This window comes from Pseudomonas sp. TWR1-1-4 (genome assembly GCF_049897165.1).
In the GTDB taxonomy this organism is placed as follows: domain Bacteria; phylum Pseudomonadota; class Gammaproteobacteria; order Pseudomonadales; family Pseudomonadaceae; genus Aquipseudomonas; species Aquipseudomonas canadensis.
Genome location: NZ_JAFCVS010000001.1, coordinates 890,566 through 908,729, shown reverse-complemented (window position 1 = coordinate 908,729; position 18,164 = coordinate 890,566). Strand labels below are relative to the sequence as shown.

General features: G+C 60.5%; 21 protein-coding genes. 8 read left to right on the top strand and 13 right to left on the bottom strand.

The features are described from left to right. Position 1: 1 nt before the first annotated feature. On the bottom strand, positions 2 to 517 hold the full coding sequence (gene uraD / locus ACP7C6_RS04275) for a 2-oxo-4-hydroxy-4-carboxy-5-ureidoimidazoline decarboxylase (RefSeq protein ID WP_122725719.1): 516 nt from the start codon (positions 515 to 517) through the stop codon (positions 2 to 4). Next, positions 514 to 1,440, bottom strand: a complete 927-nt coding sequence (gene puuE, locus ACP7C6_RS04270) for an allantoinase PuuE (protein ID WP_028617269.1) — start codon at positions 1,438 to 1,440, stop codon at positions 514 to 516. The genes uraD and puuE overlap by 4 nt, the downstream gene beginning before the upstream one ends. Before the next feature lie 345 nt (positions 1,441 to 1,785). Here puuE and uraH point away from each other — a divergent pair, with 345 nt between their 5' ends. Then, entirely contained in the window at positions 1,786 to 2,139 is a 354-nt protein-coding gene (gene uraH / locus ACP7C6_RS04265; RefSeq protein WP_028617268.1) for a hydroxyisourate hydrolase, read from the top strand. 358 nt (positions 2,140 to 2,497) lie between these two features. Here the strand turns inward: uraH and ACP7C6_RS04260 are convergent, their stop codons facing one another. The 3 genes from ACP7C6_RS04260 to ACP7C6_RS04250 all read right to left on the bottom strand — a co-directional run bounded on the left by ACP7C6_RS04260 (position 2,498) and on the right by ACP7C6_RS04250 (position 5,091). Next, entirely contained in the window at positions 2,498 to 3,124 is a 627-nt protein-coding gene (locus ACP7C6_RS04260) for a LysE family translocator (protein WP_028617267.1), read from the bottom strand. 11 nt (positions 3,125 to 3,135) lie between these two features. Continuing rightward, positions 3,136 to 4,482 carry an NCS2 family permease gene (locus ACP7C6_RS04255; RefSeq protein ID WP_028617266.1) on the bottom strand — a complete coding sequence of 449 codons (1,347 nt, stop codon included), beginning with the start codon at positions 4,480 to 4,482 and terminating at the stop codon, positions 3,136 to 3,138. Positions 4,483 to 4,659: 177 nt separating this feature from the next. Further along, a complete protein-coding gene (locus tag ACP7C6_RS04250) occupies positions 4,660 to 5,091 on the bottom strand; it encodes a MarR family winged helix-turn-helix transcriptional regulator (RefSeq protein WP_028617265.1) in 432 nt (143 codons plus the stop codon). 81 nt (positions 5,092 to 5,172) lie between these two features. On the opposite strand from ACP7C6_RS04250, the gene ACP7C6_RS04245 reads away from it, so the two are divergent. Next, positions 5,173 to 6,339: a PLP-dependent aminotransferase family protein gene (locus tag ACP7C6_RS04245; protein WP_028617264.1), complete on the top strand. Its 1,167-nt coding sequence runs from the start codon at positions 5,173 to 5,175 to the stop codon at positions 6,337 to 6,339. A gap of 10 nt (positions 6,340 to 6,349) precedes the next feature. Continuing rightward, positions 6,350 to 6,952, top strand: a complete 603-nt coding sequence (locus ACP7C6_RS04240; RefSeq protein WP_068932123.1) for a glutathione S-transferase family protein — start codon at positions 6,350 to 6,352, stop codon at positions 6,950 to 6,952. Between the two features lie 5 nt (positions 6,953 to 6,957). Here the strand turns inward: ACP7C6_RS04240 and ACP7C6_RS04235 are convergent, their stop codons facing one another. Continuing rightward, positions 6,958 to 7,914 carry a LysR family transcriptional regulator gene (locus ACP7C6_RS04235; RefSeq protein ID WP_426108302.1) on the bottom strand — a complete coding sequence of 319 codons (957 nt, stop codon included), beginning with the start codon at positions 7,912 to 7,914 and terminating at the stop codon, positions 6,958 to 6,960. A 124-nt stretch (positions 7,915 to 8,038) separates the two neighbouring features. Between ACP7C6_RS04235 and ACP7C6_RS04230 the strand changes: the two genes are divergently transcribed. From ACP7C6_RS04230 to ACP7C6_RS04220, 3 genes are read left to right on the top strand one after another with little or no spacing between them, the layout of a single operon-like run. Further along, positions 8,039 to 9,331: a CitMHS family transporter gene (locus tag ACP7C6_RS04230; protein ID WP_016976366.1), complete on the top strand. Its 1,293-nt coding sequence runs from the start codon at positions 8,039 to 8,041 to the stop codon at positions 9,329 to 9,331. 1 nt (position 9,332) lies between these two features. Further along, complete coding sequence (locus tag ACP7C6_RS04225) at positions 9,333 to 10,658, top strand: acyclic terpene utilization AtuA family protein (RefSeq protein ID WP_426108301.1); 1,326 nt, start codon at positions 9,333 to 9,335, stop codon at positions 10,656 to 10,658. After that, complete coding sequence (locus ACP7C6_RS04220) at positions 10,655 to 10,972, top strand: AtuA-related protein (RefSeq protein WP_236320547.1); 318 nt, start codon at positions 10,655 to 10,657, stop codon at positions 10,970 to 10,972. Before ACP7C6_RS04225 ends, ACP7C6_RS04220 begins: the two co-directional genes overlap by 4 nt. 93 nt (positions 10,973 to 11,065) lie before the next feature. Here ACP7C6_RS04220 and ACP7C6_RS04215 read toward each other — a convergent pair whose 3' ends face one another. The 5 genes from ACP7C6_RS04215 to ACP7C6_RS04195 form a co-directional block, all read right to left on the bottom strand. Further along, positions 11,066 to 11,437 (bottom strand): glutathione S-transferase N-terminal domain-containing protein, encoded by a 372-nt coding sequence (locus ACP7C6_RS04215; RefSeq protein WP_028617259.1) that lies wholly within the window; start codon positions 11,435 to 11,437, stop codon positions 11,066 to 11,068. Positions 11,438 to 11,538: 101 nt separating this feature from the next. Continuing rightward, entirely contained in the window at positions 11,539 to 12,084 is a 546-nt protein-coding gene (gene folE / locus ACP7C6_RS04210) for a GTP cyclohydrolase I FolE (protein ID WP_003442011.1), read from the bottom strand. Positions 12,085 to 12,162: 78 nt separating this feature from the next. Further along, positions 12,163 to 12,720 (bottom strand): Smr/MutS family protein, encoded by a 558-nt coding sequence (locus tag ACP7C6_RS04205; protein WP_068932120.1) that lies wholly within the window; start codon positions 12,718 to 12,720, stop codon positions 12,163 to 12,165. 75 nt (positions 12,721 to 12,795) lie between these two features. After that, the gene (locus tag ACP7C6_RS04200; RefSeq protein WP_028617257.1) at positions 12,796 to 13,116 is read right to left on the bottom strand and encodes a hypothetical protein; all 321 of its coding nucleotides are present in this window, start codon (positions 13,114 to 13,116) and stop codon (positions 12,796 to 12,798) included. Between the two features lie 141 nt (positions 13,117 to 13,257). Continuing rightward, positions 13,258 to 13,848, bottom strand: a complete 591-nt coding sequence (locus tag ACP7C6_RS04195) for a cysteine hydrolase family protein (protein WP_016976373.1) — start codon at positions 13,846 to 13,848, stop codon at positions 13,258 to 13,260. Positions 13,849 to 14,087: 239 nt separating this feature from the next. On the opposite strand from ACP7C6_RS04195, the gene prmB reads away from it, so the two are divergent. Next, entirely contained in the window at positions 14,088 to 14,996 is a 909-nt protein-coding gene (prmB, locus tag ACP7C6_RS04190) for a 50S ribosomal protein L3 N(5)-glutamine methyltransferase (RefSeq protein ID WP_426108300.1), read from the top strand. A gap of 61 nt (positions 14,997 to 15,057) precedes the next feature. On the opposite strand, the gene ACP7C6_RS04185 is transcribed toward prmB, so the two are convergent. After that, complete coding sequence (locus ACP7C6_RS04185; RefSeq protein ID WP_028617256.1) at positions 15,058 to 15,864, bottom strand: hypothetical protein; 807 nt, start codon at positions 15,862 to 15,864, stop codon at positions 15,058 to 15,060. A 99-nt stretch (positions 15,865 to 15,963) separates the two neighbouring features. Continuing rightward, positions 15,964 to 16,926: an alpha/beta hydrolase gene (locus tag ACP7C6_RS04180; RefSeq protein ID WP_122687131.1), complete on the bottom strand. Its 963-nt coding sequence runs from the start codon at positions 16,924 to 16,926 to the stop codon at positions 15,964 to 15,966. A gap of 143 nt (positions 16,927 to 17,069) precedes the next feature. On the opposite strand from ACP7C6_RS04180, the gene aroC reads away from it, so the two are divergent. Continuing rightward, entirely contained in the window at positions 17,070 to 18,161 is a 1,092-nt protein-coding gene (gene aroC / locus ACP7C6_RS04175; RefSeq protein WP_016976377.1) for a chorismate synthase, read from the top strand. Positions 18,162 to 18,164: the final 3 nt, after the last annotated feature.

Sequence of the window (18,164 nt, the reverse complement as noted above, 5' to 3'; positions counted from 1 at the left end):
TTTAGAGGGTCAGTAATCGGAACAACGCGATCTTGTTGATCTCGGCCAGTGCACATTTGAACTCGGCCTCGACCGAGTTGTGAATGCGCGTTTCGAACGCGGCCAGGATCTGGTGCCGGTTGCTGCCTTTTACCGCCATGATGAAGGGAAACTTGAACTTGGCCTTGTAGGCATCGTTCAGCTCGGTGAAGCGAGAAAACTCTTCGGCCGTGCATTGGTGAATCCCCGCGCCAGCCTGTTCATCAGTGCTGGCTTGGGTGAGTTGGCCCTGGACGGCGGCTTTGCCGGCCAGGTCCGGGTGAGCGTTGATCAGCGCCAACTGGCTGGCATGATCGGCGCTCAACAGGATGTCGCTCATGCGCTGGTGCAGGGTTTCGATCTGGTCGATCGAAGCGTCCTGGCCCAGGTCGTAGGCCTTTTCGGCTACCCATGGCGAATGTTCGTAGATATCGGCGAAGGCTGCGACGAATGCATCGCGGCTCAGGGTCGACGGTTTCAAGGTGTGAAACGCAGTCATTTCGCGGCTCCCGTGTACGGGTGGGTTTCGTGCCAGTGACGGGCAATGTCCACACGACGAGTGAACCACACCTGTTCGTGACCTTTGACGTATTCAATGAACCGCTTCAACGACGCCAGGCGCGCCGGGCGGCCGATCAGGCGGCAGTGCAGGCCAATGGAAAGCATCTTCGGTGCCTCGGCGCCTTCGGCGTAGAGCACGTCGAACGCGTCCTTGAGGTATTCGAAGAAGTCATCGCCCTTGTTGAAACCCTGCACCTGGGTGAAGCGCATGTCATTGGTGTCCAGGGTGTAAGGGATTACCAGGTGCGGCTTGCCGGTGGGGTTGTTGGGTTCCCAGTAGGGCAGGTCGTCGTCGTAGGTGTCGCAGTCATAGAGAAAGCCGCCTTCCTCCATCACCAGCCGCCGGGTGTTGGGGCCGGTGCGGCCGGTGTACCAGCCCAGTGGGCGCTCGCCGGTCAGCTCGGTGAGGATGCGGATGGCTTCGAGCATGTGCTCACGCTCCTGGGCCTCGTCCATGTACTGGTAGTCGATCCAGCGGTAGCCGTGGCTGCAGATCTCATGGCCAGCCTCGACCATCGCGCGGATCACATCCGGATGGCGCTGAGCGGCCATCGCCACGGCGAAGATGGTCAGCGGGATATCGAATTCTTTGAATAACTTGAGGATGCGCCACACGCCGGCACGGCTGCCGTATTCGTACAGCGACTCCATGCTCATATTGCGTGCGCCTTGCAGCGGCTGGGCCGAGACCATTTCCGAGAGGAAGGCTTCGGACTCTTTGTCACCGTGCAGGATATTGCGCTCGCCACCTTCTTCGTAGTTGAGTACGAAAGACAGCGCAATGCGCGCCTTGCCCGGCCAGTGGGGGTGAGGAGGGTTACTGCCGTAACCGATCAGGTCGCGTGGGTAGTCAGCGCTCACTGCAGTCTTCCTTCTTGTTCGTCGTGTTAGCGATGAGTGATTGTATACAACTTATCGCGCACTTTGTAAGCCTACATTTCTGCATTTTTTCTGCAGGGCTCTAGATGAATGGTGTAGCAAGAAACTTGCCTGGTTGGTCAGCTAATGGACAAAAGGTCGTTTAAAAGCAAGGATTACTCATCGATTGTGCCGTTGAGCAACGCAGGCAGGTAGATCCATAGGTTTGTGATTTTTATTGTGTACAATTTTTTTAAAAAGTGTCTTAATCAGCCATCGCCGGCTTTTTCGCTGCCCTGAAAAAGTGCGGACCACTCTTCTACTGACTATGGGAGGCGCGTAGACGCCATGGGACGTTTGACCACACACGTTTTGGATGCTGCACACGGCTGCCCCGGCAGCGCAATCAAGGTTGAGCTGTACCGCGTCGAAGGCGCGCAGCTGGAACTTGTCGCCACCGCCGTCACCAACAGCGACGGCCGTTGCGACGCGCCCTTGTTGCAGGGCGATGATTACCGCAGTGGTGTGTACCAGCTGCAATTCAGCGCCGGTGACTACTATCGCGCCCGTGGTGTGCAACTGCCCGAACCGGCCTTCCTGGATGTGGTGGTCCTGCGCTTCGGCATCAGCGCCGAACAGGATCACTACCATGTCCCGCTACTGATTTCGCCCTACAGCTACTCCACCTATCGCGGTAGCTAGCGTCACCTCGCTTCACACCCCCAAAGCTCTTCGTTGGTTTTTCGCCCGCCCACACTGCGGGCTTTTTTTCGTCTTGATCTCTGGTTAACTGTCTACCTCTCCCGCCGTGCGTCGTTCACCTAGCCTCTGGTTTGCAATGCCAAGGAGGCATTCATGAGCACGGCATGCAGCGGTCGGATGCCTGGTTCCAGGCGGGCAGTCGTGGCCAATGGGTGGGCCAGCGCAGTGTCATGGCGCAAGTCAGGGCAGCCCTCGCGCAGGGGCGCCTGGTCAACGTGCTGGCGGGTATCCAGCACGATGCCAATCGCGGACGTTCACGGTGTTTTTCGTCAAGCTTGAAGGTATCTGAGTGCCTGCTTCAGCGACTGAGCAGCGACGCCGCGCCAGCCCCGCCGAACAAGGCGGCGCTGGCGCGGTTGAACCAGTTCTGGCCTTTGCCGCTGCGCAAGTACCGCGCAGCGCCATGGGCGCCCAGGCCGTAGGTCAACTTGCACAGCAGGTCGAGTACGGTCCAGGTGGCGATCATGATCAGCAATTGCGGGAGAAAGGGCTGCGTGCCATTGAGAAACTGGGGCAAGAAGGCGGCGAAAAACAGGATGTCCTTGGGGTTGCTCGCGCCCAGCACAAACGCTCGGCCAAACAGCGTGCGAAAGCGTGGGGTAGCGATGGCCTGGGGCACTACGGCACCTTGCGCTGGTTGGCGCGATTGCTGCCAGCTCTGCCACGCGAGGTAGAACAGGTAGAGCGCGCCGACAATTTTCAAGGCGCTGAACACCTGCTCGGAGGCCAGTAGCAGAGCGCCCAGGCCCAGGGCCGAGGCGCTCAACAGGCAGATCGAGGCAAACACCCCACCGAGAAACGCTGGATACGAACGGCGCAGGCCGAAGTTGAGACTGTTGCTGATCATCAGCAATGACAGGGGCCCCGGGATCAGGATCACCACCAATGCCGCGCCGCTGAACAGTAGCCAGGTTTCCAGGTTCATCCGTTACTCCTTTATAGAAATATGAATTTGGCGATAAAGATCGCGCACAGCACCCATAGGCTGACGGAAATCTCACGGTACTTGCCAGTGCCGGCCTTGAGCGCCACGTACGTGATAAAGCCCAGGGCAATACCGTCAGCAACCGAAAACGTCAGCGGCATCATGATTGCCGTGACGATCGCGGGAATGCTGTCGGTGGCTTCATCCCAATTGATATGGGCCATGCTCGCCATCATCAGCATCGCAACGTAAATCAGCGCACCGGCGGTGGCATATGCCGGGATCATGCCGGCCAGCGGTGCAAAAAACATCGCCGCCACAAACAGCACGCCTACGGTCACGGCGGTGAGCCCGGTGCGACCGCCAGCGGCCACGCCAGCAGCACTTTCCACATAGCTGGTGACCGGTGGCACACCGACCATCGCACCAAACACACTGGAGGCACTGTCGGCCTTCAATGCACGGGAGAGGTTATCGATCTTGCCCTCGGCATTGACCAACCCGGCCCGTTGCGCGACGCCCATGAGTGTACCTGCGGTATCAAACATGTGTACAAAAAGAAATGCAAATACAACGCTTATCATGCTGACATTGAATACACCTTTAATGTCCATGGCCATCCAGGTCGGCGCCAGGCTCGGCGGGGTGGAGATCATGCCGTTGTAATGCACCAAGCCCAGGCCCCAGCCAGCGAGCGTCACGGCGATGATGCTGATCAGGATCGCGCCGAACACACGGTGGTAGCTGAGGATGGCGATCAGCAGAAAGCACACGGCCGCGAGCAGTGGTGCGGGTTCATGCAGTGAACCGAGCTTGATCAGCGTGGCCGGGCTGTCGACGATGATGCCGGCGGTTTTCAGGCCGATCACCCCTAGGAACAGGCCCACGCCCGCGCCCATGGCATGACGCAGGCTGACGGGAATGCTGTTGAGCAACCATTCACGCACTCGCGAGAGCGTCAGGCCCATGAACAGCACGCCGGAGATAAACACCGCCCCCAGCGCGGTTTCCCAGGTGTACCCCATGGTGCCGACCACGGTGTAGGTGAAAAACGCGTTCAGGCCCATGCCCGGCGCCAGGCCCACCGGCCAGTTGGCATACAAGCCCATCAGTAGGCAGCCCAGCGCGGCGGCAATACAGGTGGCAACAAATGCCGCGCCGTGGTCAATGCCTGCGTCGGCCATGATGTTGGGGTTGACGAAGATGATGTACGCCATGGTGATGAAGGTGGTAAGGCCGGCGATCAGCTCGGTCTTCACTGTGGTGCCATGCAAGCGCAGTTTGAACAGGCGTTCCAGCCAGCCGTTCTGTGAGGGGGCAAGGTCAAGCGTCGGGGCTTCGGATTTGCGGCTATCCACAGCGAGTACTCCTCAAGAGTTTTATTGTTATTTCCAGCGCCGGTCACGGGTGTGGGCAACAGCGCTTTGAGGTACTGGCGGGTTTTGTTGACCAATAGGTCAGGAACTCGCACGAGGCGAATTATGCTTTTGTATACAAATAAAGCAAATAATGTTTTCGAATAGCGGTGTGAAGGGCTAGTTCGCGCTCAATGCCTGATTGACGGCCAGCCATCCTGTCACTGCCTCTTCGCCCGCTTCACTGAACGCGCGTTGCAACAGTTTCACCTGTTCACGGCGCAGAGATTGCTCGAAACGCAGGCCTTCGTCGGTCAATTCCAGCAGGCGTTTACGTTTGTCGGTCTCAGATGCAACGCTGTTCACCAGGTGCATTTCCTGCAATTGGCGCAGCGGCATGTTCAGCGCCTGCTTGCTCACACCGAGCAACTCCAGCAGTTCCTTCACGCTCAAGGCCGGGTAGCGTGCGATAAAAAACACAATGCGCTGGTGCACCCGGCTCAGGCCACGGCGCTCCAGCATTTCGTCGGCTTTGGCGGTAAACGCCTGGTAGCCGAAGAAGAACGCTTCCATGGCTGTTTGCTGAGCGGTGGGGTTTTTAAGGTCAAGCATATTGACGTATCCGTGTGAGTCGTCGTAATTTCGGTCAACTAGTTTGACGTATTTCCCACAGGCTTCGCTACCGGTGACCTTATGGCCTTCTCTGAACGTGTTACGCGCCTCAAAAGCTCCTTGATCCGTGAAATCCTCGCGGCAGCCCAGCGCCCGGAAGTGATGTCGTTCGCCGGTGGCCTGCCGGCCGAAGCCATGCTGCCTGCGCTGAACTGGGACGACATGCCCCTCAACATTGGCCAATACGGCATGAGCGAAGGCGAGCCACAGTTGCGCGAATTGCTTGCCGCCGAAGCGCGTGCACTCGGCGTGCCGTGCCAGGCCAGCCAGGTGCTGGTGGTCAGCGGTTCCCAGCAAACCCTGGACCTGGCGGCCAAGCTGTACATCGACAAAGGCACGCAGATTCTGTTGGAAGGCCCGACTTACCTCGCCGCCTTGCAGATATTCCAACTGTTCGGTGCCGATTGTCTTACCGTGCAACTGGAAGCCGATGGCCCTAACCTGGCCGCGTTGCGCGCCAACCTCGAACGCCATCGCCCGGCGTTCATCTACCTGATCCCGACCTTCCAGAATCCCTCCGCCGTACGCTACAGCGAAGCCAAGCGCGAAGCCGTCGCTGCGCTGCTCGATGAATTCGGCGTCACTCTGATTGAAGACGAGCCCTACCGCGAACTGACCTTCGACGGCGGCAGCGCCAAACCCATCGTCGGGCGCCTGAAAAAAGCCAGTTGGATCTACACCGGCACCGTGTCCAAGACCCTGTTGCCGGGTTTGCGCGTCGGCTACCTGATCGCCAGCCCGGACCTGTTCCCGCACTTGCTCAAGCTCAAGCAATCGGCCGATCTGCACACCAATCGTGTTGGCCAATGGCAGGCGATGCAGTGGATCGGCAGCGAAAAATACCAACGGCATCTGGTGGAACTGCGTAGTTTTTACCGCCAGCGCCGCGATGCATTCCAGGCTGCGCTAAAGTGTCACTTCGCCGATCTGGCCGACTGGCAAGTGCCCCAAGGTGGATTATTCTTCTGGCTGACCTTGAAACAGCCACTCGACACCCGCACCTTGTTGGCGCAAGCGCTGGAACAGAATGTAGCGTTCATGCCCGGTGAACCGTTTTTTTCCGAGCCGGACCAACATCATGGTTCTCTGCGGCTCAATTTCAGCCATATCGACCCGGCCCGCCTCGACGAAGGTCTCAAGCGCCTGGCCGCGGTTGTCCGTCAAGCACAGCACGCGCAAGCGGCATAAGGGGAGCCCCATGTACAAGGTTTATGGCGATTACAAGTCGGGCAACTGCTACAAGATCAAATTGATGCTCAACCTGTTGGGCATCCCGTACCAATGGGTGAATGTGGACATCCTCAAGGGTGACACCCAGACCGCCGAATTCCTGGCGAAGAACCCCAATGGCAAGATCCCCGTGCTGGAACTGGAAGACGGCACCTGCCTGTGGGAGTCCAATGCGATTCTCAACTTCCTGGCCGATGGCAGTGAATTCCTACCTTCCGAACCGCGCCTGCGCACGCAAGTGCTGCAGTGGCAGTTCTTCGAGCAGTACAGCCACGAGCCGTACATTGCGGTGGCGCGGTTTATCCAGTTTTACCTGGGGTTGCCTGAGGATCGCCTGGAGGAATACAAGAAGCTGCACAAGGGCGGTTACAAAGCGCTCAAAGTGATGGAGCGCCAATTGCAACTCACGCCGTATCTGGTGGGCGATCAGTTCTCCATCGCCGATGTGGCCTTGTATGCCTACACCCATGTGGCGAATGAGGGTGGTTTTGAGTTGGATGCTTATCCGGGTGTTCAAGCCTGGCTGGCGCGAGTGGCCAGCCATCCCAAGCACGTCGCCATGTTGGACTGAGTACCCTAATCTGTAGGAGCCCGGCTTGCCGGCGATAGCGTTTTCAGGGGCGCCATCGCCGGCAAGCCGGGCTCCTTCAGGGATCGCAACTCTGTATTCAGTAGATCAAAACACCGCTGCGCCGCGGGGCTCAAGCCCATCCCGCTGCGACTGATCAACCCGATCTCCCGGTTCACGCCGGGATGATCGATGTTGATGCGTTTCAATCCCTCCAGGCTGTCCGCCGCCGACTCCGGCAGCACACTGATCCCCAACCCTTGGCGCACCAATGCCAATACCGTCGACATGTAGTTGGCCTCCATGCCGGCGTTCATCGTCAACCGAGTCTCATCGAACAATGCATCCACTTGCTCGCGCACGCTGCTGTCGCGGCCAGTGAGGATGATCGGCTGATCGGCCAACTGCTCCAGGGTCAGTGTGCGATGGCGGGTCAGCGGATGGTCGACCGGCACGAATGCACACAAGCGATCATTCAACACCGGCACGAACTCCAGGCCGTGGCTGAGCCGTGCGCGCACGCCGATGCCGAAATCCACCTCGCCGGAACGCACTTGGGCATGAATGCGATGGGCCACCAGGTCATGCAGGCGCACTTCGATCCCGGCAAAGCGCTCGCGAAACACGCGTAGAACCGGCGGCAATGTGCCGGCGCATACGGAGGGCAGGGCAGCTATAGTGACCACGCCTCGGCGCAGGGCGGCAAGGTCGCGGGAGCCGGTGACGATGTTGTCCAGGTCCAGCAGCAGTTTTTCCATGGGGCCCCGCGCGTCCTGGCCCGCAGCGGTGATGCTGACATGGCGAGGGCTGCGGTCGAGCAGGGCGACGCCGAGCCAGTCTTCCAGCTGTTGCACCTGTACGGTGAGCGCAGAGGGCGACAGGTGCAACTCGTTGGCGGCCTTGGTGAAACTGCCGGTGCGAGCGACGGCGAGGAAAGCCTGGATGTGTTGGATGCTGTTTTTCATAAGAGCAGCTTCATTTTGTTTTTCCGAACACTAGCGGGTGAATATTCCAATTTACAAAGATTAACCCGCTTCCAATACTCCAGGGAAAACAATAACCGGCCATCAGGCCGCTCTGGAGTAACCCATGCTCGCTACCCTGGGTGTCATTACCATTCTGTGCCTGCTCGCTGCCGTCATGAGCAAACGCCTTTCGCCACTGGTGGCCCTGATCGCCCTGCCGATCATCGCCGCGCTGCTTGGCGGGTTCGGCTTGCAAACCAGCGCCTTCATCATCACCGGCATCAAGAACGTCGCCCCCGTGGTGGGCATGTTTGTGTTTGCGATCCTGTTTTTCGGGATCATGACCGATGCCGGCATGCTCGACCCCATCATTGATCGCATCCTGCGCACGGTAGGCACGCGTCCTACACGCATTGTCGTAGGCACCGCGACCCTGGCGCTGCTGGTGCATTTGGATGGCTCCGGCGCGGTGACCTTTCTGGTGACGGTGCCGGCGATGCTGCCGCTGTATACACGGCTGGGCATCGATAAACGCATCCTGGCTTGTGTTTGCGCGATGGCGGCCGGGGTCAACTTTTTGCCATGGACCGGTCCGGTGCTGCGTTCCTCTGCGGCCCTGCACGTGCCGGTGGCGGACCTGTTCCAGCCGTTGATCCCCGTGCAGATTGTCGGCCTGATCTTTGTATTCGCCTGTGCCTGGTGGCTCGGCCGTCGCGAAGAGAAACGCCTGGGCCTCGGCGCTGGCTCCACCGTGGATGCGGTGCCGCAACGGGTACTGAGTGACGATGACATCAAGCTGCGTCGCCCGCGCCTGTTCTGGGTCAACCTGATCCTGACCGTATTGGTGATGGTGGTGATGATTGCCGGTTGGGTCGATCCGGTGGTGATGTTCATGCTCGGCACGGTGGTGGCACTGTGTATCAACTACCCGAACGTCGACGCCCAGCGTGCCCGCATCGACGCCCATGCCAAAACCGCCCTGACCATGGCCAGCATCCTGCTCGCCGCCGGGGTGTTCACCGGCATCATGCAGGGCACCGGCATGCTCAAGGCGATTGCCGAAGTGGCGGTGGCGCAGATTCCGGCCGGCCACGGCAAGTTGATCCCGGCGGTGGTGGGCTTCATTTCCATGCCACTGAGCATGCTGTTTGACCCGGATTCCTACTATTTCGGCGTGATGCCGGTGATCGCCGAAGTCGGCAAGGCCCTGGGCGTCGACCCGCTGCAAGTAGCCCAGGCCTCGTTGCTGGGTGTGCACACCACTGGCTTCCCAGTCAGCCCGCTGACCCCCGCGACCTTCCTGTTGGTGGGCCTGTGCAAGATCGAACTGGCCGATCACCAGCGCTTCACCATTCCGTTTCTGTTTGCCGCGTCGGTGTTGATGACCCTGACCGCGTTGCTCCTGGGAGTTATTTGAGATGAAAACCTTGCGCATCGGGTCCGGCGCCGGCTATTCCGGCGACCGTATCGAACCTGCCGTGGAACTGGCCGAGCAGGGCGACCTGGATTACCTGGTGTTCGAATGCCTGGCCGAACGCACGATTGCTTTGGCGCAACAGGCGCGAATCAGCGATCCAGAGGGCGGTTACGACCCGTTGTTGAGTGAGCGTATGCGCCGCGTGTTGCCTTTCGTTGGTGTGAAAGCCGGGCGTCGTCGCTTGCGGGTGATTACCAATATGGGCGCGGCCAATCCGGTGGCAGCGGCCAGTGAAGTGCGGCGAATCGCCAAAGAATTGGGCCTTGATCTCAAGGTGGTCGCTGTCGTCGGCGATGATGTGTTGAGCGTGTTGCAGCCCGAGTGTTTGCTGGATAACGGCCAGACGGTCGGTTCCTTGGGCGCACGACTGATTTCCGCGAATGCCTATTTGGGCGTCGACGGTATTCTGCAGGCGTTGAAGGCCGATGCGGACGTGGTGATTACCGGGCGTGTGGCTGACCCCTCGCTGTTCCTGGCACCGCAGATGTTTGCATTCGGTTGGGCAGCGGACGATTGGCAGCGTCTGGGGCGCGGCACGTTGGTGGGGCATTTGCTTGAATGCGCCGGGCAAGTCAGCGGCGGCTATTTCACAGATCCTGGCTTCAAGGATGTGGAGGACCTGGCGCGCCTGGGTTTCCCCTTGGCCGAGATCGCTGAGGACGGTGAGGCGGTGATTACCAAGGTGGGTGGGTCCGGCGGGCGGGTCAGCCGTGCGACCTGCACTGAACAGCTGATCTATGAAGTGCACGACCCGGCGGCGTACCTCACGCCTGACGTGACGGCCGATTTCTCTCAAGTGAGTTTCGTTGAGGAAAGCGTCGACCGCGTGCGTGCTCGAGGTGCAGATGGCCTCGCGCGCCCCGAAAAGTTGAAGGTCAGTGTCGGCTATCTGGACGGTTGGATAGGTGAAGGGCAGATGTCCTACGGCGGTCCCGGCGCTGTCGCACGGGCGCAGCTGGCTCGGGATGTCGTCCTCAAGCGTCTTGAACTGATGGGCGTGAAGATGCAGGACGTGCGTGCTGAGTTGATCGGCATGGACTCGCTCCACGGTCCGCGCAGCACGGTCGAGCCTTGGGAAGTGCGCCTGCGCGTGGCGGCTCGCTGTGAGGAGCGTGGTGAGGCGGTTCGGGTGGGCAATGAAGTGGAAACCCTCTACACCAACGGCCCGTCGGGCGGCGGCGGTGCCAGCAAAAGCGTGCGTCAGGTGGTGGCGGTAGCGTCGTTGTTGCTGCCGCGCGATAAGGTCAACCCGAGGATCGAAGCATGAAGCTGCAGATGCTGGCCCATTCCCGCACAGGGGATAAGGGCGACACGTCGAACATTTCGATCATTGCTTATCGTGTCGAGGACTACCCACTGCTCTGCGAACAATTGACGGCCGAGCGCGTGGCCGAGTTTTTCGCGGGGTTGCGTGAGCCGGGCGCGGCGCCTGTACGGCGCTATGAATTGCCGAATGTGCAGGCGCTGAACTTCGTGTTGCCGGGCATCCTGCGCGGCGGCGTCACCCGCTCGCTGGCGCTGGATGCCCATGGCAAATGCCTAGGGTCCGCGCTGCTGGATCTGGATATCAACGCCCTGTAGGAGCCCGGCTTGCCGGCGATGAGGCCCCAACGCCAGGCGGCGATTTTACGGACGCCATCGCCGGCAAGCCGGGCTCCTACAGGTGGGGGGCTGTCAGACTGCTGCGAAACGCTTATCGAGGTAATCAATGATCACCTTGGAGTCATACATCCAGGTGGTCTGGCCATTCTCTTCGATACGCAGGCACGGCACCTTGATCTTGCCGCCTTGCTCCAGCAGGGTCTGGCGGTCCTGGTCGTTATTCTTCGCATCTTTCAGCGCGACGGGCACATTCAGGCGGTGCAGGGTGCGACGGGTCTTCACGCAGAACGGGCAGGCGTGGAACTGATACAGCGTCAGCTCTTTGGCCGCTGCATTCACCTGTGCCTGTTGCTCGGCGGAACGCTGCTTTTTGCGTGGGCGGGTAAGAAAGTCGCCCGCGATGATGACGTGGCCGAGGCCCACTCGAAGTGCTTTGACGAACATGGCTGAAACCTCTTGCCCATGAAGAAGGGGCCGCAGCTTACCTCAATTTTGCAGACGAAAAAAAACCGGCGATGAACGCCGGTTTTTTTGTGCACAGCCTGTTACTTGATCAGGCTGAGGAATTCGCTGCGGGTGGCCGCGTTTTCGCGGAACTCACCCAGCATCACCGAAGTGATCATCGACGAATTCTGTTTCTCCACACCGCGCATCATCATGCACATGTGCTTGGCTTCGATCACCACGGCCACGCCCAGGGCGCCGGTCACTTGCATCACCGCGTCGGCGATCTGGCGGCTGAGGTTTTCCTGGATCTGCAGGCGGCGCGCGTACATGTCGACAATCCGCGCAACCTTGGACAGGCCCAGCACTTTGCCGCTCGGGATGTAGGCTACGTGGGCCTTGCCGATGAACGGCAACAGGTGGTGTTCGCACAGCGAGTACAACTCGATGTCCTTGACCAGCACCATTTCGCTGTTGTCGGAGCTGAACAAGGCACCGTTGGTGACTTCTTCCAGAGTCTGCTCATAGCCGCGGCAGAGGTACTGCATCGCCTTGGCGGCACGCTTTGGCGTGTCGAGCAGGCCCTCGCGGGAAACGTCCTCGCCGAGTTGGCCGAGGATCGCGGTGTAATTCTGTTCCAGGGACATGAAACTACCTGTGGGATTTTCGCAAAGCGCAAGGTTACGGTGGCGGGCACATCGCTGCAAGCCTGACGATGGCACTTGTTACTCGTCGCGCCCTTCCATCATGGTGCGCTTGAGCATCACATACACCGCCCCCGCGCCGCCGTGGCGGGCCTGGCATGAGGCAAAACCGAGCACCTGGGCATGCTGGCGCAGCCAGGTGTTGACGTGGCTTTTGATCATCGGGCGCTTGCCGTCCAGCCGCACAGCCTTGCCGTGGGTGACGCGTACGCAGCGGATTTCGAACTTGGTGGCTTCAGCCAGGAAGGCCCACAGGGTTTCTCGGGCTTTTTCGACATTCATGCCATGTAGGTCAAGGCTGCCTTCGAACGGGATCTGGCCGGCCTTGAGCTTGCGCATCTGGCTTTCCTGCACGCCATCGCGGGCCCACATCAGCTCGTCTTCGGGGCCGACGTCGATCACGAACTGGTCCGACAGGCCATCCACGGTGGTGGCATCGGTGCGCACGGTCGCGGCCTGACGCAGCTTGGCGATCTGCGCCCGGTCGGCCTTGGGTTTGCCGGTGTCGGCGCGGTCGTGCTTGATCGGCTTGACGCCGCGCAGCTCGTTTTTGAATAGGGAAAAATCGTCGTCTTGCATGTTGGCCTCCGCGAAGGGCGGGCAGTTTACCTAAATCGCGGCGGCCAGGGCGCAGGAAACGCTATCCAAGCGCCATCAGTCGTGCTTTTTCATCAGGTGTGAAGCGATGTTCAGCGACAACGGCTGACGCATCTTCCGACGGCTGCGCCGCCATAACCATACGCCCAACCACAGCACCAGCAGCCCGATCACCAACAGAATCGCCGAGCCGCCAGGGCTGGCATTCAATTCACCAAGGGCTGGCGAGTGACCAAACAAACCGGCGCCACCAGCGCCGGCCAACAGCAAACCAACTATCGCCAGCAACGCGGCAATGCCGGCTACCAGGCGCAGACGCCAGTTGCTCGGGCCCTTGGGGCGCAAGCGACGAGCGTCAAAACCATCGGATATCTTCATTCCGACCTTTCCTCCAGGGTATCGGCCCTTCGACCGGACAATACACAGGTTGTTCCGGGGCGAGGGGTAAATGCGCCAAATGAAAGGGCTTTGCGGATGAGCGGGGCCGTAAACAGGCCGCGCCGCTCATCTGAAGGTCGATCAGATCAGATCTTTGGTCAACGCTAGGGTGGCGAAGTTGTCGGCCATGATGGCCATTTCGGTTTGCTGCACGTGCTCGGCGCTGAGGATGCCACCTTTGTAAGGCAGGTCGCGGGTGGCGCAGGCGTCTTCCACGAGGGTGCAGCGAAAGCCCAGGTTCTTGGCGGCGCGCACGGTGGTGCTGACGCTGGAGTGGCTCATGAAGCCACAGACGATCAGGTCCAGGGAGCCGAGGTCCTGCAAGTGTTTTTCCAGGCCGGTGCCATGAAAGGCGCTGGGCAGCAGCTTGCCGATGATGGTTTCGTCGCCTTCCGGCTCAAGGCCCGGAATGAATTCGCCACGCTCGCCCTGTGGATCGAACAGACCACCCACGGTGCCCAGGTGACGTACATGCACGATCGGGCGCCCGGCGTTGCGGGCGGCTGACACAAGCTGCTTGATGTTGCCGACGGCCGCGTCCATGCCCGAGAGGGCGAGCGGGCCGTTGAGGTATTCCTTCTGGGCGTCGATGATCACGAGGGTCGCATGGCTGAGGTTCGCTGCTGCGTAACCACGACCGCTGAGTTGAAACATCGTCTTTGGAACGGACATTCTGGGGCTCCTGTGAGGGGGGCTTTTGCGACATTGTCCACTGGCTGAGCGGTTCTGTGAATCGCTACCATCGTAAGGTACGCCGTTGTTGACGTGCAGCCATGTCAAGAGGTGGGCCTGTTTAACACAATGATGGCAATTTGGATGAAATCCGACGGGTGGCGACGGGTTTTCGTACATCGTCGGTACAGGTGAAGGCTGTTAGAATCGCCAGTCGTTTTTTCCAGGAGCTTGCCCCCGTGACCACTTCCCGCCTGCGCACCTTGCGCGACCACATCCGTTGGGCTGTCAGCCGTTTCCATGGGGAAGACCTGTTTTTTGGCCATGGCACCGACAATGCCTGGGACGATGCCCGGCAACTGGTGCTCGGTGCCTTGCACTTGCCGTGGGAAATTGCCGACAGCTACCTTGATTGCAACCTGGAAGAAGAGGAAGTCGCCCACCTGCAACGCTTGTTGCATCGCCGCATCCACGAACGCGTGCCGACACCTTACCTGATCGGCGAGGCCTGGTTCTGTGGCATGTCGTTTATCGTCGATGAACGCGTGCTGATCCCGCGTTCACCGATCGGCGAACTGATCGAAAACCGCTTCGAACCCTGGTTGGCGCAGCCACCGGCACGCATCCTCGACCTGTGCACCGGTTCCGGTTGCATCGGTATCGCGTGCGCCTATGAGTTCCAGGACACCGAAGTGGTGCTGGGGGACTTGTCCTTCGAAGCCCTGGAAGTGGCCAACCAGAACATCGAACGCCATGGCGTCGATGAACGTGTCTACACCGTGCAGGGTGACGGATTCGACGGCCTGCCGGGCCAGCGCTTTGACCTGATCGTGTCCAATCCGCCGTATGTGGATGCCGAAGACTTCGCCGATATGCCTGACGAATACCAGCACGAACCGGAACTGGGCCTGGCGTGTGGCGATGATGGCCTGAACCTGGTGCGGCGCATGCTGGCCGAGGCGGCGGACCACCTCACCGAGAAGGGTTTGCTGATTGTTGAAGTGGGTAACAGCCAGGTGCACGTCGAGGCGTTGTACCCGGAAGTGGACTTTGCCTGGCTGGACTTCCAGCGCGGCGGTCACGGGGTGTTCATGTTGACGGCTGAGCAGTGCCGTCAACATCAGGCGGTGTTCGCCGCCCGAGTGTGACGCACACCTTGTAGGAGCCCGGCTTGCCGGCTCCTACAGGAGATTTAATCAAGCATTTGGATTAGCGGTGTGTAGCAATCCAGATCAATAATCCCGCCTGAAATACTGTAAACGCCACCAGGCACGTGATGGTAAAGCGCAACCCGCTGTCCTCACGCTTGAACTTGGTGACCTTTTCCTCTTCCTTGCGCAGCTTCACTTCCTGCTCCAACAGATTCTGCTCGGCCTGTTGCAGCATCTGCGCCGCTTCCAGAATCTCGACGAACTGCACTTTTTCAGTGTTCCAACTGTCCAGCACATCACTGACCTTGCCCGGCTGCACGTTACCCTTGAGGTGCTGCACATCGGCATAAGCCACATCAAAGCCCTGGATGCGCAGGAAGTGATCGCGACGCAAGCGGGTGGCTTCGTTCAGCGCGTCCTTGTTGGCCAGGTCAACGCCGTCGAGGCGATAGTGCGACCATTTCTTTTTCGCCCATGCGGCCCCCTGGGCCACCAGGAAACGACCGATGCCACGGTTGGCCGGTTCGATTTCCAGGCTATTACCGGGGCCGAAGTGCACGCGATGTTTATCGTGATCAACCCAGATATCCAGGTGATTCTGTTCACGGCGCACGCGCTGGCCGGGCAACTGGATGACCATGCGCAACAGGCTGTGGTGTTTGTCGTTGCGCTCGGCGTAGCCGAACTGAACGAAGCGCAACGGCCGCACGCCGGTGGCACGGTCGGTGGCCAGGGGCGCCAGGCGCAGCATTTTGAAATGCTCAGCCTGGACATCCGCCCACGGCAGGGGCGCCGCGTCGACGGCCTCGGTTTTGTCAGCCGGGGTGTCGGCGGTGGATTCCGGTGTTGCTTCAGTGGTTGTCATGCGGCGCGATCCTGTCCAAGCCCTGCGAGTCGACAGTCTTTTTACTGTCGACTCTGGGCTTATCGGCCGTTTTCCCCAGGACTGGAGGCAAATTGTCGCTTAACGGGGTTGAAGTCCGTCGATAAAGCGCACCAGGCGGTTGCCCAACTCGGCGGCGAGGGGCAGTTGCGGGTCGTTGTAGGAGGCCAATTGCTGTTTCACCTCGTTGGGCACGATGCGCATCACGTGGTTCATACCCTCGATCAGCACAAGCTGCGCGTCGGGCTTGGCCTTTTTCAGTTGCTGGGCATCGCCCACACCGACCTGGATATCGTTGGTGCCCTGGATGATCAGTGCCGGCATGTTCAATTTGGCAAAGGCTGCCGAAGGATCGGCACGGAACAGGCTGATCAGATACGGCTGCACACTGGGTCGGAAAATGCCTTCCAGCGGGCCAGGCACATCCGCATCCACTTGGCCGGCCTTGAGATGATCGAGGATTTGGTTGCTGCGCAGCAGCAGGGCAGGGGGCAGGTGATCGGCCAACTGTTGGCGGATGACTTGATCCACCGGGCGCGCGCTGCCGGACAGCGAGACCACGCCCGCCGGGTCCAATTGCGGCGCGGCGAGGGCCGCCACCAACGCTCCTTCGCTGTGGCCCAGCACAATCAGCGGGCCCAGGCGCTTGTCAGACTTGAGCAATTTGCCCCAGGCCACGGCGTCGGCGACGTAGGCGTCCAGGGTCAGGTTGCGCTCGTCGGGGGTCGCCGCCAGGCTGGCCGCTACGCCGCGCTTGTCGTAGCGTACGCTGGCAATGTTATGCCGCGCCAGCACCCAGGCCAGGCGTTTGAGGCTGTCATTGCGCGCGCCGTCGGCACTGTTGCCGTTGCGGTCGGTAGGGCCGGAACCGGCGATGATCAGCACCACCGGTACTGGCTTGTCGGATTTGGGCAGCAAGAGCGAACCAAACAGCTCGCCGCTACCGGTGTCCAGGCTGATTGGCCGTTGCAGCACCACAGGGGAGGCGGCGAAGCCTAGGCTGGAAAACAGGGTGAGGGTCAAAAGCAGAACTCGCAGCATCATCGCGCCATCAAGAGAGAGGTGCCGGTTGGACCAAGGTCTACCGCTAAGGTTTCGAGGATGAACTACTCGGTTAGCCTGCGTATACTGGCCGCCTTAAGTTATTACGGTTGACTTGATTCAACTGATTTCACGGAGCGCCCTGCATGTCCGGCAATACCTTCGGCAAGCTGTTCACTGTCACCACCGCGGGCGAAAGCCATGGCCCGGCGTTGGTCGCCATTGTCGACGGCTGCCCGCCCGGCCTCGAGCTGTCCCTGGAAGACCTGCAGCGCGACCTCGACCGCCGCAAGCCCGGCACCAGCCGCCACACCACCCAGCGCCAGGAGCCCGACGAAGTCGAGATCCTGTCCGGCGTGTTCGAAGGCCGCACCACCGGTTGCGCCATCGGCCTGTTGATCCGCAATACCGACCAGAAGTCCAAGGACTACTCGGCGATCAAGGACCTGTTTCGCCCGGCCCACGCCGACTACACCTATCACCACAAATACGGCGAGCGCGACTACCGTGGCGGCGGCCGCAGCTCGGCGCGCGAAACCGCGATGCGCGTGGCGGCCGGTGCCATCGCCAAGAAATACCTGGCGACCCAGGGCATTGTGATCCGTGGCTACATGAGCCAGTTGGGCCCGATTGAAATCCCGTTCAAGACCTGGGACAGCGTGGAAGACAACGCCTTCTTCAGCCCCGACCCGGACAAGGTGCCGGAACTGGAAGCCTATATGGACCAGTTGCGCCGCGACCAGGACTCCGTCGGCGCCAAGATCACTGTGGTTGCCGAAGGCGTGAAACCCGGTCTGGGCGAACCGATCTTCGACCGCCTCGACGCGGAGCTGGCCCATGCGCTGATGAGCATCAACGCGGTGAAAGGCGTGGAAATCGGCGCCGGCTTCGCCTGTGTGTCCCAGCGCGGCACCGAGCACCGCGACGAGCTGACCCCGGAAGGTTTCCTCAGCAACAACGCGGGCGGCATCCTCGGTGGCATTTCTTCCGGTCAGCCAATTGTGGCGCACCTGGCGCTCAAGGCGACGTCGAGCATCACCACGCCGGGCCGTTCGATTGACGTGCACGGCAACCCGGTGGACGTGATCACCAAGGGGCGCCACGATCCTTGCGTGGGCATCCGTGCAACGCCGATCGCCGAAGCTATGATGGCCATCGTGTTGATGGATCACCTGCTGCGCAACCGTGGGCAGAATGCCGATGTTCGCGTGAGTACGCCGGTGCTGGGCCAGCTGTGACGG